A 15,684-nucleotide genomic window follows, 5' to 3' on the forward strand; every position below is an offset into this window, starting at 1 on the left:
TGCTGGCCGAATCGCCGATGCCGCCCTTAGTGTCGACACCAACGACGTCGACGCTCCGACGTCGGCTTTGGCAGCGTTGCGGAGGGGACCCAATGCAGTTCGACTTGACGACGTTAGACAGCAGCACCTATGTCTTCGCGGGAACACTAATCCTTGGCCTGGTTCTGGCAGCCTTCATCGCGGTAGCGGCCATGGCCGCCCTTGCGTTGCTCGGAGCCGGGAGCCTCGCCTGGTACACCGTGAAGAACGTGCTGGGCGGGCTGGTACACGGCATCAATTTTGCGTGGGACCAACTGGTCCACCAGGCCGGAAAAGTGGAACTGCCGGTGGAATTCCCGGCGCAAACCGCCCCTAGCACAGGTACCTACCCGCGGGTAGCATTGAGGGACAGCTGAAGGGTCCCCCACCCGAGGCGGATCCTGGGCTCGAACCGGCACAACCGGCAAGAGGAGTCCTCCCATGACCTCCGCCACTGATAACAAGAGCAACGGCGTCACGGCCGCAGAAGCCCGCGCCGTCGCCGAGGCCGCCCGCGACACCGAATGGAACCGTCCGAGTTTCGCCAAGGGACTGTATCTGGGAGACTTCGATCTCGGGCTGATCCATCCCTGGCCCCAGCCGAGAGCCGAAGACGTCGAGCGCGGCGAAGAGTTCATGGCGAAGCTGGCGGAGTTCTGCGGCACCATGAACGGCCGAACCATCGAACGCGATGCAAAGATCCCGGACGAATACCTCGCCGGCCTCACCGAACTAGGCGTGTTCGGCATGAAGATTCCGCGCGAGTACGGCGGTTTGGGCCTGTCGCTGGTCTATTACGGCAGGGCGCTGGCACTGCTGGGGTCAGTCCACCCGAGCCTTGGCGCGCTGCTGTCGGCCCACCAGTCCATCGGCGTCCCGGAACCGGTCAAAGTCTTCGGCACTCCGGAACAAAAGCAGGAGTACTTGCCGCGTTGCGCGGCCGGTGCCATCACCGCCTTCCTGTTGACAGAGCCCGACGTCGGCAGCGACCCTGCGCGGATGGGCTCCACCGCAGTGCCAAGCGACGACGGCGAGTCTTACCTTTTGGACGGCGTGAAACTTTGGACCACCAACGGCGTGATCGCCGAATTGGTAGTGGTCATGGCGGTGGTGCCTGCGCGCACCAACCCGGATGGAACGGTAGAAAAGGGCGGAATCACGGCGTTCGTCGTGGAAATGGACTCTCCCGGCATCACGGTGGAGAACCGCAACGCCTTCATGGGTCTGCGCGGCATCGAGAACGGCGTGACCCGGTTCCACCAAGTCCGCGTACCGGCGGCCAGCCGGCTGGGCCGCGAAGGCCAGGGACTCAAGATCGCGCTCACCACTCTTAACACCGGCCGACTCTCCATACCCGGGCTGTGCGTGGCGGCAGGCAAGTGGTCGTTGAAGATCGCACGCGAATGGTCCAACGCCCGCACCCAGTGGGGCCGGCCGGTCGGAAAACATGAGGCAGTCGGCAAGAAGATCGCCTTCATCGCCGCCACCACTTTTGCCCTCGAAGCTGTTTTTGAACTCTCTGCCGAGATGGCCGATGCCGGCCAGAAAGATGTGAGGATCGAAGCCGCGCTGGCCAAGCTTTGGTCCACTGAACTCAGCTACACGGTAGCTGATGAGTTAGTCCAGATCCGAGGTGGCCGTGGCTTTGAGACGGCGGATTCATTGGAAGCCCGCGGAGAGCGCGCGGTGGCCGCCGAGCAATTGCTGAGGGACATGCGCATCAACCGGATCTTCGAAGGCTCGTCGGAGATCATGCGCCTGCTCATCGCCCGCGAAGCCGTCGATGCCCACCTTTCGGCGGCGGGCGAGCTCGCCTCCGCGGACGCAACCCTGCAGGAGAAGGCGCGTGCCGCCGTCGGCGCCTCTGGTTTCTACGCCAAATGGCTACCCAAGCTTGTGGCCGGAGCCGGCATGGACCCCCGGTCCTACAGTGAGTTCGGGCGCCTCGCTAAGCAGCTGAGGTATGTGGAGCGGGCTTCACGCCGACTCGCCCGCCAGACGTTCTACGGCATGGGCCGCTGGCAGGCGAGGCTTGAATACAAACAAGCGTTCCTCGGCAGGATCGTCGACATCGGGGCCGAGTTGTTTGCCATGGCGGCGTGCTGCTCAAGGGCAGAGATGCTGCTGCAGACCGCACCTGAGCAAGGCGCGGGTGCGTATGAGCTTGCCGAGGCCTACTGCGAGCAGGCCCGGATTCGCGTGGACGGATACTTCGATCAGCTGTGGCGGAACACCGACGACGTCGATCACGAGTTGTCATCGAACGTCCTCGCGGGCGACTACGCCTGGCTTGAGGCCGGAATCCTGGACCAATCCGAAGGAACGGGTCCCTGGATTGCCGACGCCACCCCAGGTGCGTCGTCGAAGGAGAGCCTGCACCGGAAGTACCGCTAGCCGACATCGCCGTCGAGGTAGTACCAGCGCCGGTCGATCCGCACGAAGCGACTGTTTTCGCGCTGGACTCCGCGTTCGCCGTCGGAACGGTAGTGTGCCGCGAACTCGACCGTCCCTTCGGCGTCCAAGGGGCCGCCTCGGAGAGTAGCCACGATGTCCAGCCGGCGCCATTCGATGTCCGGGTCCAGCTCCAGCGCGGCAGGCCTGGTATCCGGGTGCCACGTTCGCAGAAGGTAATCGGTGTCACGGACCACAAAGGCCGAGTAACGCGAACGCATGAGCTGCTCTGCCGTGGGCGCGTCGGTGTCTCCGCGGTGGAAGCGTCCACAGCAGTCGGTGTACTGCTCTCCTGACAAACAAGGGCAAGCGCCTAGTCGGAGGCGGGCCGGATCGAGTGGCATTGAAGCCCTATCTGGAAGAGAAGGTGAGAGCTAGGCAACAAATTCTGTCACAGCAGATAACAGCTTCGAAACAACCTCGGCGAGGCGGAGTTTGGCGGATGATTCATTAACATTTCGCCCTTAGGCTAGATGACATGCCCGCAGACCAACGGTTGCGGCGTTCACCCCACAACTCTGGCTCGAGGAGGCTACGTGGAGGATCCAACAACACTTGGCCTCAATCTGACTTTTTTTGGAACGCTCGGGTTGGCTTTGCTGATGTTCCTTGGTTTGGCCTTCCTGATGGTTGTCACCTTGGTGCTGGCCGGCGTCGCGAAGCTGGTTTGGATCATCCTGCTCGCGATGGTGGGGATCTTCCCGAAACGCGAGGTCCTGCCGGTGGTGCACTTGCCCGCGCGGCCTCGGCGCGCCCCCGCCCCGTCGTCGGATTCCGAGGAATCGACGACGGTGGAAGACGCTTTGTTGGGCGCGGAGCCATCCGTTGCCCGGAAACCGCGTCCTGGAATCGTTCGGACCGTCAGGTTGCTGGGGTCGGCGTCGTTGGCTGCTGTGCGGAACTTCCCGTGGAAGTCGCTCGTGGACCCTCGGGCCTGGCCTAAGCCCGCCCAGGTCAAGGCCGGAATCGCAGCCACAGCCACCGCCGTAGCCACAACACAGGCCAAGGAACATCCCTTTGTGGTTGCGGTGAAGCAGGATCCTCCGGTCCTGAACAGCCAGTGGGCTGCCGCGGTCGCCGAGGCTGATGCCAGGGCCGCAGCACGCGAGGCTGAGCGGGCGCAAGAAGCGCCAGCTTCTGTCCAGGAATCCGACGAAGGGAACGCCGCGGAGTCGCCCAGGACTGCCGCGCCTGCCCGTGAACACCGGGGAGACCCCCATGGCGGCAAGGCTGTCTCTTCCGGCCGCGTGACTGCCTCTTCCGGGGCCCGGCCCCGGGCATAGCGTCCGCAGCGCCCAACTGACTCGCATTTGTTGTCGTTTTGACGCCCGATAACGACATCTACTGCGAGCTAGTTGGGGCCGCGCCGAAGCTCAGGCGGCCAGTTGCCTGAACCCTGCCCCGTGGTAGATAAGGGGTTCAGCGTCGTGGTTGATCTCCACGGACTTCACTTCGAGGACGACGATCGCGTGGTCGCCCGCGGGCGTTTCGGAGACCACTTCGCACTCAAGCACGAGCGCCGCGCCGTCGATCAACACCGCACCTGCGTCGCTCGTTGAGGTCGCAAGGCCAGCGAATCGGTCCTGCGTCCGCGAGGAGAGCTGCAGGCACACGGCCTCCTGGCCCTGGGCCAAGATGGAAACACCCAGGCGAGGGGCGCGCCGGAGCTTGGGCCAAGTGGTGGAGGAGTTCTGCACCGCAAACATGACCAGCGGTGGTTCGAGCGAGACTCCCACTGTGAAGCTCGATGCCACCAGGGCCTCCGGTACGAAGCCGACCATGGCACTGAAGGCCGCCACGCCTGAGGGAAATTGCGCGAACGCCTGCTTGATCGAAGCGGCTCCATCCACCGTTACCTGGGTCATGGCGGGTTCCTTTCTCTGTAGTTTCGTGCCTGCCTTTCTACTAATTCACTGGATGCCGATAACGGCAATATTTGTGTATTCGCGTGTCGATTCAAGTCAATTCTTAATTCGTCATGCGTTGTTTTCATTACCCCGCAATACGAAAAGCGAAGAATTTGTACGTTTTTCGAGTGCCGCGGCCACGACATGTGTAGCGTCGTGTCAATCCATTGCACAGCCTTGATTCTTCACGGAGGAAGCCGGAGATGAGCCTCAGCGAGCTTCGAACCCTGGGACGCACAGGCGCCCTGATCAGTCCCCTTACCCTGGGAACCCTTAACCTTGGGACAGGCTCGGCGCCCACGGGCGCCGAAGAAAGCATCCGCATTGTCCATGCGGCCCTCGACGCCGGCATCACGAGCGTCGATACCGCTGACATCTATTCCCAGGGCGAGGCAGAGGCTATTGTGGGCCGGGCCCTCCATGGCAGGCGGGATGACGTTTTCCTTTCCACCAAGTTCCACGGACAAATGGGGCCGAATCCCGCGCACGCAGGCAATTCCCGGCGTTGGATCATGAAAGCCGTGGAAGGTAGCCTGCACCGCTTGCAGACGGACAGGATCGATCTTTACCAGGCGCACCGTCCGGACTACAACACCGACGTCCTGGAAACCATCACTGCCCTCAACGACCTCATCCGGCAGGGCAAGATCCTCTACTACGGAACGTCGGTATTCACGCCGTCGCAGCTTGTGGAGGCACAGTGGATCGCCACCACGAACCACCTCATACCGCCGGTGGTGGATCAGGTGCCCTACTCCTTGCTGGTCCGCGCGAACGAGCGCGACGTCTTCGCGATCACGCAGCAGTACAACCTTGGCGTGCTCAGCTATGGACCGCTCGACGGCGGCTGGCTCTCCGGGAACTATCGCGTGGGAGTCGCCCAGCCCGCAAGCTCCCGCGCGTCGGCCGTTCCCGGGCGCTTCGACGTCTCGGCACCTTTCAACAGGAACAAACTCCTCGCAGCCGATGCCTTGGCCCGCGTCGCCGAGCGGCACGGACTCACCCTCATCCAGCTTGCTGTCGGCTTCGCCCTGAATCATCCGGCCGTCAGCAGCGTGCTTATCGGTCCACGGACGGAGGACCATCTGGTCGACTACCTCAAGGCCGCGGATGTTGTCCTCAACGAAGCAGTCCTGGATGCCATTGACGAGATCGTGGCACCCGGCACCAACTTCCTGGAGCGGGACGCAGGCACGGTCGTACCGCACCTTGAATACGCGGAACTTCGACGCCGGTAATCGGCTTCGCGGAGGACAGCCCAGGCCGCGCGCCGACTATACTCGTTCGCAATCATGACTAGCCTTCCGACTTCCGCCCAAACATCAAAAACCGGCAATGTGCGCATTGACGCCTGGCTCTGGGCTATCCGCGCTTACAAGACCCGTTCCGCAGCGACGACCGCTTGCAGGGCGGGACACGTGCGAATCAACGGGAACCCGGTCAAGGCCTCCCAATCCGTGATTATCGGCGACACGATCCGTGTCCGGCAGCCTGGCTTCGAGCGCATCCTTGAGGTCCGCAGGCTCATTGCAAAGAGGGTAGGGGCCGAAGCTGCGTCCCACTGCTTTACCGACCACACTCCGGAGCGTCCCGCCGCGCCCGCCCTCGGGCTGCCGCAGCGCGATCGCGGCGCAGGACGGCCCACCAAGAAGGACCGGCGCGATATGCAGAAGCTGAAGGGACAGTAGCCCGCGGAGAGGCGGGACGGGAAGCTCGCTGCAAGGCCCGGCGTCGGGCAGTTTTGTCCCTCGGCTCTGCAGGAGCGTGAGCGACGCGTAAAGTGACAAGAGACGCCGATTCTGGACGCCGCGCTGCCGAAGGAGAGAACGTGACCATTGACTGGGACGAAAAAAGGGCTTTGCTACAGGAGCCCAACATTGCTGCCGTGACGCAGCTGTGCGACGAACTGATGGCCAAAAGGCCCGGTTCCACCGTGCCTTACATCGATCCGGTGCATGACGAAGATGAGTGCCGGATCGTCACCCTCCAGACCAGCCCGGGGCGGGCTCCCACCTCGGGTTTCGTATCGCACCTCAACGACGACGACGCTGCCCGACGTGCGCAGCTGATCTATGACTCAGCCGACTTGGACGTCCGCTATGTGATGCCGTGGAACTGCTACCCCTGGGTCCGCGACCCGGAACTGCCGCCGGCACTGAGCGCACAGGAGAAGACCGACGGGCTCCGCCCATTCCGCCAGTTCCTCAAGATCAATAAGCGGGTTTCCGCCGTCGTCGCCCACGGCGCAGAGGCCGCCGCCTTCCTGGCACTCTTCGAGAAGACCTACCACTCGCCGCTCCGGCAGCACGGGATCAAGGTCTACAAGGCGAGCGCGCTCGGTGGACGGGCATTTGCCTTGTCCGAGGCGAAGCAGCAGGAACTCCTCGCCAAGAACATCGAAACGTACAGGGACGCGATGCAGCGGGCAGGGATCCAGCACCTCTAGCTAAGCCATTACGCGCCTGTAACGGCACGAAGGACCTCCCGTGCGGTGTCTTCCCATTGCGGCAACCCCCTGCTGGCTGCCTCGGCTGCTGCGCGCCATCCCTCCCGCAGGGTAGGGTCGCCAAGCCACCTCCGCAGGAGCTTCTCCAACGATCCGATTCCTGCGGTGAGATCGATCGCTTCACCGGCACCATGGGCGCCGAGCGCTTCGACGGCGCCGGTTCCCTTGCGGACCACAGCCGGTATGCCGTGCGCCAGGGACTCCTGAACCACCATGCCGAAAGACTCCGAGTGTGAGATCAACAGACTGAGATCAGCACGGAGCCACTGCTCCTCCAAGGCCGGGCCGTTAAGCTCACCTGTGGATTCCACCCGCTTTTCAAGTCCATTCCGGAGGATACGCTCCCGCACGGCGGCGGCGTACAAGGGGTCTGCTTTTGTGGACCCCACAAGTGCCGCGGTCCACGCCAGATCCTTGATCCGGGCCAGCGCGTCGACAAAGAAGATCTGGTCCTTATTGGGGAGCAGGGCGCCCACCATGATGAAATGCTGTGCGGCTGTGGCTCGTGGACTCGGGCGTGTTTTCGAAGGGCGATCCACACCAGGGGTCGCCAAGTGCACGTTGCCCAGGCCCAATCTTCCGGCCGCTTCGGCAGTACGGGAGCCAGTGCAGAGAAGACCCGTCGCGGCGCGGAGCGCGCTCGTTTCCACTGGTTTCTTTCCGGAAGGGGGCATGTGGAGCAACACCCAGACCCGGTACCCTGTAGCGGTTGCTGTCTCGATTTCCATAGGCGCGCCCGTGGCGATCAGGCCATCGACAATGTGGATGGCCTGATCGCCTCCGGAAAGTGCATCGGCAAAGCCGCTCCGGTCTCCCGCATTTCCCGTAGGCCAGTCGCCGTCGAGCGTGCAGACCGAAACCTCTGCGCCCTCCGCGCGGAGTGCTTCAGCCAGCCTCGCGTTGTAGATGTTTCCCCCGGATCGATGGCGCACATTTGCGGGCAAAATCATGTGGATCTCGACCACGGGTAGTCCTCCATCACGCTGTTCGTTTGGCCTTAAGGTCCTCAGACCATGGTGTTGACCATATAGCCCGTCCAGCTTGCGTGGAAGGCGAACTACATGCCCGGCGCCGCGCATCGGCGGTAGATTGTGGGCATGGGACAGACTTCTTCAGACGGTCGGGATGTGCTCGCTGGTCGGCTCTTGGAGGTCGCGGAGTTCACCCACGCGCACTGGTTTTTCGGCAACCTCTACGAGGCCATCGTCAAAATCCCGGACCGGGTCGCGGCCTCGGAAGCGAGCCGCGAACTCCCTCGAACCCCCTTCGGAGCGGGAAGCCCCGGGCGCTACTACGCGCCGATCGCGCCGCTCAATGCCCCCGCCGCCGTCGCCGCCCTCATCAGCGGATGGAGGCATTCCGACAGCAGGGCTTGGTTGATAGCGGGTGCCGCCAGCTCGGCCACGGGTGCTGCCGCTACGGCGTACCTGCTGCGATCCATCAACCCCAAGCTGTTCTTCAGCCCCCAGCCGCTCGACGAGGAGCGCCGCAAGCCGCTGTTGAAGCGGTGGTACAGGGTCCACGCCCTCAGGCTCACAGCCAGCGCGGTTGCCTTGGCCGCCATCCACCAGGCCCGGACGATCCGGCTGAGAAGCCGCGGATAGACCTCAGCCGGGACCGCTATCCCGGAGGGTTTGGCGGTTCCTGATCCGCGATTCGCCGAAATCAACTCCCACCCGGCCAATCTCCCAAGGCCCGCGGCCCCTGTACATTGGCCTGCCCACAGCCACATGGGGTACCCAGCGAGGAGAGCGGAATCCAAGGGCAGGGGAGCTGAGGATGAAGTCGTCGATGTTGTCGACAAGCAGTTCATCCAGGAGTTCGTGAAGGGCGTGCACGAGGGAGACCTGATAGTCGCGCACCGACGCGGGGATATCCACTTCCAGTCCGCACACTCCGCCCCCGCCCAGGACGATCAGCCTTTCGGAACTGCCGGAAAAGGCCTCCAGCAGAGGCAGCGCCTCAAGCCACGCAACAGTCCTGAGCTGGGCGGACTCGACACCGGTGTTGCCTTTGGTCCAAGCGGCCACATCCCGGCAAAAGTCCTCGAAGACACCCAGGTGCAACAGTGTCATGTGCAATCCCCGCGGCCTGCGCAAGGCAAACACGTAGCGCGCCAACTCCTCATAGTCCGAGGGGCCCGCTCCGATACCGAGGACCGGCACCTCGACCGTTATGGGCGGTGCTGTCTGTGTCGTTGAATCCCATCCCCCGCGCGGACGGTTGGCCATGGGAGCAATTATGCTCCGGCAGCAGTTGGTTCGCCGCACGAATGCCGGTTCGATCGACTGGCCTATTGAGTGTCTCTCAGTATCTGAGGCAGGAATCCCATCTGGTCGAGGCGCCACGTCAGCAACGGGGTCAACTCACTCGGCACCAGGCGGAGGCGGTATGTCCTCCTACCGTCGCCAATAGGCTCGATAACGCCTCGATCGAGGAGCTTCCGGATGTTCTGGCTACGGGTTGCAGCCGAGCCCGGGAAAGCCGATTCAAGGTCCGCGGCTTTCGCCTCCCCCTTCTTCGCGACGATGAACAGTGCACTTGCTTCATTCACCGTAAACCTCGCTGTCTGCAGTCCTCTTCGCAAAGCGGGCAGTAGAAGTTCTTCTGTTACGAAACCCTGGGTCCCCAACATCGAAAGTTTCCTCATGTCAGCCAAGAGTCCCTCCAGAACATAGGTAGACCACCGGACGAGCGCCGCAGGCTCTAGCGAATCCGCGTCCTCGAGACGTTCGTAGTAGAGACTTCTGTTCTGGCCAAACACTGCAGTAGGGTTCAGCCCGCGGTAGCCAGCGGCGTCAGAGAACCCGTGTCGCCTCATCGCCGCATACGTGAGGAGTCTTCCAACGCGCCCATTTCCGTTCCCAAATGGATGAATCCATACGAAGCGGTGGTGGGCTAAAGCGATCTTCAGCAGTTCAAAGTTCTGCTCGACATCTGCATTGATGAAATCCAGGAGTGAAGTCATGTCACTGTGGACATCACCCGGAGCGGGCGGGCGGTGGGCGGATCCGCTGATGGTGACATCGCTCAGCCGGTATGCGCCAGGCGTACGATCGCCCTCACGCTCCAGCCCTTCAACCGATATTCGATGGATTTCCCGAACAAGTCCGTGTGTCAGCGTGGTTCCCGGGCTCACCGTTGCATCGACGAAGGCCGTTGCTTGTTGCAGCTGGACGATCTCTTTAACGCCATCATTTTGCTGCACGTCGCCATAGCGATCGGCCCGTTCCACGCCCGCCACGGCGTCGACAATCGATGTGCGGTTTCCCTCGATACGCGCGCTCATGATGTTCGACATCAGTTGGAAGAGGTCCTTTAACTGCGAAAAGATCGCAGGATGAGTCGTTCCGTCACCCATGTCACTACGTATCCGTTCTAGCTCAATGATGGCCTTGGCCAACGGAGAACTGAACAGGAAGTCGGGAAATTCGATGGGCTTCATCGCATCAGGATTTTCGCCAGGGTATTCATAACAATTAAGACTATGCCCCGCCATGCCCCTAGAAATCAACCAACTCTCCGCCATGAGGGCACCAGACAATTAAATCTGGGGCATTCAGCATTTAAGTCGAGAGCTCAAGCCAACATTGACACCACCCTGTGACCCGTGCCATATTCGTAGGGTGAACCTGTCAGACAGCCGGACAGCCGGACAGGCCGCCACTGGACAGCCAGCCATCAGCCAGAAAGCTGCGGCTGGCCAGCGCACCGCCACAAGCGGCGCCGTCCCCCGGCCGGCCCAAGCGCCCAGGCCATCAAGCCCCCGGCCCCTCGCCCGCTTCAGTGCCGCGGAAGCCGTGTTCAGCGCCGTCCGCAAGGACATTGAAGACGGAACCGTGGAAGTGGGGGCCAAACTCAGCTCCGAAGCCACCTTGGCTGCGCAGTACGGAGTGAGCCGCTCGGTCGTCCGTGAGGCGCTCCGCTCGTGCACTGCGCTCGGGCTGACGGTCACCAAGACCGGCAAAGGGACGTTCGTCGTCGCGGACCGGGTGGCCAATGACCTCACACTCGGCCAGTACTCGGCACGGGACCTCAACGAGGCACGCCCGCATATCGAAGTCCCGGCTGCAGGCCTCGCGGCGAAGCGCCGCAGTCCGGAAGACCTTGAACACCTCAAGGAAATCGTGGATTCAATGGCAGCCGAGACCGACCCTGAGACCTGGGTCAGCCTCGACGCCAGTTTCCATTCTGCCATTGCCCGCGCAAGCGGCAACAAGGTGTTCGAAAGCGTTGTCGCAGACATACGCGAAGCCCTGGCCCATCAATCCGAAACCTTGAACATGGTGGCCGACCGCCAGCATGTTTCAGACGATGAACACCTCCGCATCGTCGAAGCCATCGAAGCCGGCGACGCCCCCGCCGCCGAAGCCGCAATGGCAGACCATCTCAGCGCCGTCAGCGTTGCGTTGGACACCATCCTCAGCAAATGATCCACCAACTGAAGGAAGTCATGCCCACCCCGCATGCAACGCACGGTGCTCTGCACGAAAGCGCCGCCACCACCCCGGCAGCAGCCATTCCAAGCACCCCACGCCACGTCCCCCTCGCGGAACAGACCCGCGACGGCTTGGTCGAGAGCATCCACTACGGCTCCCTTATCGCCGTCGGGCCGGACGGCGAAACGCTCCTCGAAGCGGGCGAGCCCGACGCCGCGTTCTACCCACGATCCTCCCTCAAACCGCTGCAGGCGGTCGCGATGGTCCGCGCAGGCCTCAAGCTTCCGGAGAACCTCCTCGCCCTCACCGCCGCAAGCCACTCCGGTGCCGCAATGCACCTCGACGGTGCCGCACGCATCCTCGAGATGCACGGCCTGGACAAAGGCGCGTTGGAAAACAGCACCGACCTCCCCTACGGCAACGCCGAACGCGAAGCATGGCTCCGCAGCGGCGGCGAGCCCACCCAGCTCGCACAGAACTGTTCCGGCAAGCACGCATCCATGGCCGCCACGTGCGTGATCAACGGCTGGCCGGTCCAGGGTTACCTGCACCCCGAGCATCCGCTCCAAGTGCTCGTGAAGGACACCATCACCGAGCTCACGGGCGAAGACGCCGCGGCCATCAGCACGGACGGTTGCGGCACCCCGCTCTTTGCCCACAGCCTGCACGGCATGGCCCGGGCCTATGCCCGCATGGCCGCGGCCGACAACACTGAAGCGGAGGGCCAAGTGGCCCACGCCATGCGCGCCTTCCCCGAAATGGTGGCCGGCGAGGGTCGCGATGTCACAGCGATCATGCGCGCAGTTCCCGGACTGCTTGCCAAGGACGGTTTCGAAGGCCTCCAGCTCGTCGGCCTGCGCAACGGCACCGGCGTCGCCATCAAAATCTCCGACGGCGGCGACCGCGCCCGCATGCCCGTCACCGTCCGCGTCCTTGAGGAACTAGGGCTCGACGGCGGCCAGCTCGCCACGCTCGCCAGTGCGCCCGTGTTGGGCGGCGGCCACCCTGTTGGCGTGCTGCGAGCCGCGAACTTCCTCGCATCCAACTGACTTCGACTGAGTCCAACTGACGCAGTCAAACAAGCACAAAAGACCAAAGGACAGCAATGACATCTGCCGTGCGCTCCACGACAATTCCAGGGTTCCGCTCGGAACATGACCTCCTCGGCGACCGGGACGTCCCTGCTGATGCCTATTGGGGCGTGCACACGCTGCGTGCCATCGAGAACTTCCCCATCACCGGCCACCCGCTGGCGAGCAACGCCAACCTCGTCAAGGGCCTCGCAGCAGTCAAGCTCGCCGCCGCGCGCACCAACCGCGAGCTCGGACTCCTGGACGACGAGCGGGCCGACGCGATTGAGCAGGCCTGCCAGGACATCTTGGACGGCAAGCTCCACGAGCAGTTCATGGTGGACGTCATCCAGGGTGGTGCCGGCACCAGCTCCAACATGAACGCCAACGAGGTGATCGCCAACCGGGCCCTTGAAATCCTTGGCCACCCGAAGGGCGACTACGCCAGGCTGCACCCGAACGACCACGTCAACTTGAGCCAGTCCACCAACGACGTGTACCCCACAGCCGTCAACCTGGCCACCATTTTCTCCGTCCAGGGCCTTCTTTCCGCGCTTCAGGAACTCCAGATCGCGTTCGCGGAAAAGGGCGAGGAATTCCGCACCGTGGTCAAGATGGGCCGCACTCAGTTGCAGGACGCCGTACCCATGACCCTCGGCCAGGAATTCGGCGGCTACGCCGTAACCGTGGGCGAGGACCGGGCTCGACTGGCCGAGTCCCAGCTGCTCATCCACGAGATCAACCTTGGCGCTACTGCCATCGGAACCGGCCTGAACGCCCCCGTTGGATACGCCGCAGCAGCCTGCAGGCACCTGGCCGAGATCACGGGCTTGCCGCTGGTCACGTCGGTCGACCTCATCGAGGCCACCCAGGACGTGGGCGCGTTCGTCCACCTCTCCGGCGTGCTCAAGCGCGTCGCCGTCAAGCTTTCCAAGATTTGCAACGATCTCCGCTTGCTGTCCTCCGGACCGCGTGCGGGACTGGGCGAGATCAACCTCCCGGCTGTGCAGTCGGGATCGTCCATCATGCCAGGCAAGATCAATCCGGTGATCCCGGAAGTGGTCAGCCAAGTGGCCTATGAAGTCATCGGCAACGATGTCACAGTCACCATGGCAGCCGAAGCGGGACAGCTCCAGCTGAACGCCTTCGAGCCGATTATCGTCCACAGCCTCCACAAGAGCATCTCCCACCTGGAAGCCGCGTGCCGCACACTCACGTCGCGCTGCATCCGGGGCATTACCGCGAACACCGAACGCCTGCGGCTCACAGTAGAGCAGTCGATCGGACTCGTCACGGCACTCAATCCGCACATCGGCTACGCCTCTGCCACCGCCATCGCCCAAGAAGCGCTGGCAAGCGGCAAGGGCGTCGCCGAGCTCGTTCTCGAACACGGCTTGCTGACCTCGGAGCAGCTCGACGAGCTCCTCCGTCCCGAACGCCTGGCCAACCTCAGCAACTAGGCTGAGCCGCGCTGAACGTCCGACGACGGCGGCCCTCACCAGCCGCCGTCGGGCATGAACGCGCGAAAAGACAGGCCGGACGGCGAGATCCGGACACCCAACAGGACACCCCCTAAGGATTCCCATGACCAATGCACCCATCACGGACCACACGGTCCCGCCACAGGCGCACGCCACTGAAAAGCTCCTCCACGCCGAGGACAAGGGCTATCACAAGAGCCTGAAGCCGCGTCAGATCCAGATGATCGCGATCGGCGGTGCCATCGGCACCGGCCTGTTCCTGGGTGCCGGCGGCCGCCTCAACGCTGCGGGCCCCTCCCTCGTCATCGCGTACGCGGTCTGCGGCTTCTTTGCCTTCCTGATCCTGCGCGCCCTCGGCGAACTCGTGCTGCACCGCCCGTCGTCGGGCTCCTTTGTCTCCTACGCCCGCGAATTCTTCGGCGAGAAGGCTGCGTTTGTCTCCGGCTGGTTCTACTGGATCAACTGGGCCACCACCACTATCGTGGACATCACCGCCGCGGCCCTCTACATGAACTTCTTCGGCAAATACGTCCCCTGGATGGGCGTTGTTCCGCAGTGGGCATGGGCCTTGATCGCCTTGGTCGTCGTTCTGAGCCTGAACCTGGTTTCCGTCAAGGTGTTCGGCGAAATGGAGTTCTACTTCGCGCTCATCAAGGTGGCTGCTCTTGCGGCCTTCCTCGTGGTGGGCACCTTCTTCGTCATCTTCGGCACGCCGGTACCGGGCCAGGAGGTCGGCTTCAGCCTCCTCACGGATCACGGCGGCATCTTCCCCAACGGCCTGCTGCCGATGATCATCCTCATGCAGGGTGTGCTGTTCGCGTACGCTTCGATCGAGCTCGTAGGAACGGCGGCAGGTGAGACCGAGAACCCCGAGAAGATCATGCCCAAGGCCATCAACTCCGTGGTCTTCCGCATCGCTGTCTTCTATGTCGGCTCCGTCATCCTGCTGGCCCTGCTGCTTCCGTACACCTCGTACGAGAAGGGCGTCAGTCCGTTCGTGACGTTCTTCGGCCACATCGGGATCCAGGGCGTTGACGTGATCATGAACCTCGTGGTCCTCACGGCTGCGCTGTCCTCGCTGAACGCCGGGCTGTACTCCACCGGCCGCATCCTGCGCTCCATGTCCGTGGCCGGTTCGGCTCCGAAGTTCGCCCAGCGCATGAACAAGGCCGGTGTCCCCTATGGCGGCATCGCCATCACGGCCGGCGTCTCGTTGCTCGGTGTTCCGCTGAACTACCTCGTCCCTGCTCAAGCATTCGAAATCGTGCTCAACGTCGCCTCCGTGGGCATCATCGTCACCTGGGCAACGATTGTCCTGTGCCAGATGCAGCTCAAGCGCTGGGCGGACAAAGGCTGGCTGAAGCGTCCGTCCTTCCGGATGTTCGGCGCCCCCTACACCGGCTACCTTTCGCTGCTGTTCCTGGTGGGTGTGCTGGTGATGGTGTTCATCGACTCCCCGCTCACCATGCTGGTCACGGCAATTGCCTGCGCCCTCATGGTGGTCGGCTGGTACCTGTGCCGCAAGCAGATCCACGAGCTCGCCGCAGCCCGCGACGGTTTCACCGGCAGTTCCCCCGTGATCGCCAACCTGCCGGTTGCCGGTGCCGAGGACAGGATCTAGACCTTTCAGCGCTCGCCCAAAAACTAAGTGCCCGACGGCGGCACCCGGGGTTCCGTTCGCGCGGAACCCGGGTGCCGCCGTCGTGCGTTGGGTGCCCAACTGACTCGCATTTGTTGTCGTTTTGGGGCCCCATAACGACAACAAATGCGAGCTAGTTGGGTGCCAGACATCGGATCATTCGCCGTTAGGAT

The 15,684-nt window shown here is 63.2% G+C and carries 16 protein-coding genes; 11 read left to right on the forward strand and 5 right to left on the reverse strand.

From position 1 onward, the window contains the following. The first annotated feature begins 92 nt into the window (after positions 1-92). Together LFT47_RS19855 and LFT47_RS19860 are read left to right on the forward strand one after the other, a co-directional pair. Positions 93-395 (forward strand): hypothetical protein, encoded by a 303-nt coding sequence (locus LFT47_RS19855; protein WP_236813425.1) that lies wholly within the window; start codon positions 93-95, stop codon positions 393-395. A gap of 64 nt (positions 396-459) precedes the next feature. Then, on the forward strand, positions 460-2,412 hold the full coding sequence (locus LFT47_RS19860) for an acyl-CoA dehydrogenase family protein (RefSeq protein WP_236813427.1): 1,953 nt from the start codon (positions 460-462) through the stop codon (positions 2,410-2,412). Here LFT47_RS19860 and LFT47_RS19865 read toward each other — a convergent pair. After that, entirely contained in the window at positions 2,409-2,813 is a 405-nt protein-coding gene (locus LFT47_RS19865) for a YchJ family protein (RefSeq protein WP_236813429.1), read from the reverse strand. The two genes, LFT47_RS19860 and LFT47_RS19865, sit on opposite strands and share 4 nt — an antisense overlap. Positions 2,814-3,005: 192 nt before the next feature. Between LFT47_RS19865 and LFT47_RS19870 the strand changes: the two genes are divergently transcribed. Beyond that, entirely contained in the window at positions 3,006-3,752 is a 747-nt protein-coding gene (locus tag LFT47_RS19870; RefSeq protein WP_236813431.1) for a hypothetical protein, read from the forward strand. A gap of 90 nt (positions 3,753-3,842) precedes the next feature. Here the strand turns inward: LFT47_RS19870 and LFT47_RS19875 are convergent, their stop codons facing one another. Continuing rightward, the gene (locus LFT47_RS19875) at positions 3,843-4,334 is read right to left on the reverse strand and encodes a flavin reductase family protein (RefSeq protein WP_236813432.1); all 492 of its coding nucleotides are present in this window, start codon (positions 4,332-4,334) and stop codon (positions 3,843-3,845) included. A gap of 245 nt (positions 4,335-4,579) precedes the next feature. Here LFT47_RS19875 and LFT47_RS19880 point away from each other — a divergent pair, with 245 nt between their 5' ends. From LFT47_RS19880 to LFT47_RS19890, 3 genes are all read left to right on the forward strand, one after another. After that, positions 4,580-5,614 carry an aldo/keto reductase gene (locus tag LFT47_RS19880; protein ID WP_236813434.1) on the forward strand — a complete coding sequence of 345 codons (1,035 nt, stop codon included), beginning with the start codon at positions 4,580-4,582 and terminating at the stop codon, positions 5,612-5,614. Between the two features lie 54 nt (positions 5,615-5,668). After that, positions 5,669-6,064: an RNA-binding S4 domain-containing protein gene (locus LFT47_RS19885; protein WP_236813437.1), complete on the forward strand. Its 396-nt coding sequence runs from the start codon at positions 5,669-5,671 to the stop codon at positions 6,062-6,064. A gap of 140 nt (positions 6,065-6,204) precedes the next feature. Next, on the forward strand, positions 6,205-6,822 hold the full coding sequence (locus tag LFT47_RS19890; RefSeq protein WP_059388685.1) for a uracil-DNA glycosylase: 618 nt from the start codon (positions 6,205-6,207) through the stop codon (positions 6,820-6,822). Between the two features lie 8 nt (positions 6,823-6,830). On the opposite strand, the gene LFT47_RS19895 is transcribed toward LFT47_RS19890, so the two are convergent. Next, entirely contained in the window at positions 6,831-7,847 is a 1,017-nt protein-coding gene (locus LFT47_RS19895; RefSeq protein ID WP_236813439.1) for a glycosyltransferase family 4 protein, read from the reverse strand. A gap of 132 nt (positions 7,848-7,979) precedes the next feature. On the opposite strand from LFT47_RS19895, the gene LFT47_RS19900 reads away from it, so the two are divergent. Continuing rightward, positions 7,980-8,486, forward strand: coding sequence for a DUF1772 domain-containing protein (locus LFT47_RS19900; RefSeq protein ID WP_236813440.1), 507 nt, complete (start codon positions 7,980-7,982; stop codon positions 8,484-8,486). Positions 8,487-8,489: 3 nt separating this feature from the next. Here LFT47_RS19900 and LFT47_RS19905 read toward each other — a convergent pair whose 3' ends face one another. Both LFT47_RS19905 and LFT47_RS19910 read right to left on the reverse strand, forming a co-directional pair. Beyond that, positions 8,490-8,957: a hypothetical protein gene (locus LFT47_RS19905; protein ID WP_236813442.1), complete on the reverse strand. Its 468-nt coding sequence runs from the start codon at positions 8,955-8,957 to the stop codon at positions 8,490-8,492. A gap of 218 nt (positions 8,958-9,175) precedes the next feature. Then, positions 9,176-10,327, reverse strand: a complete 1,152-nt coding sequence (locus tag LFT47_RS19910) for a Fic family protein (RefSeq protein ID WP_236813444.1) — start codon at positions 10,325-10,327, stop codon at positions 9,176-9,178. A gap of 355 nt (positions 10,328-10,682) precedes the next feature. On the opposite strand from LFT47_RS19910, the gene LFT47_RS19915 reads away from it, so the two are divergent. The 4 genes from LFT47_RS19915 to LFT47_RS19930 all read left to right on the forward strand — a co-directional run bounded on the left by LFT47_RS19915 (position 10,683) and on the right by LFT47_RS19930 (position 15,493). Beyond that, complete coding sequence (locus LFT47_RS19915; RefSeq protein WP_442863481.1) at positions 10,683-11,315, forward strand: FadR/GntR family transcriptional regulator; 633 nt, start codon at positions 10,683-10,685, stop codon at positions 11,313-11,315. A 20-nt stretch (positions 11,316-11,335) separates the two neighbouring features. Continuing rightward, positions 11,336-12,370 carry an asparaginase gene (locus LFT47_RS19920; protein ID WP_236818727.1) on the forward strand — a complete coding sequence of 345 codons (1,035 nt, stop codon included), beginning with the start codon at positions 11,336-11,338 and terminating at the stop codon, positions 12,368-12,370. 56 nt (positions 12,371-12,426) lie between these two features. After that, the gene (aspA, locus tag LFT47_RS19925) at positions 12,427-13,851 is read left to right on the forward strand and encodes an aspartate ammonia-lyase (protein ID WP_236813448.1); all 1,425 of its coding nucleotides are present in this window, start codon (positions 12,427-12,429) and stop codon (positions 13,849-13,851) included. Between the two features lie 124 nt (positions 13,852-13,975). Further along, positions 13,976-15,493, forward strand: a complete 1,518-nt coding sequence (locus tag LFT47_RS19930) for an amino acid permease (RefSeq protein ID WP_236813451.1) — start codon at positions 13,976-13,978, stop codon at positions 15,491-15,493. Positions 15,494-15,684 lie beyond the last annotated feature (191 nt).

This window comes from Arthrobacter sp. FW306-2-2C-D06B, from assembly GCF_021789175.1.
In the GTDB taxonomy this organism is placed as follows: Bacteria; Actinomycetota; Actinomycetes; order Actinomycetales; family Micrococcaceae; genus Arthrobacter.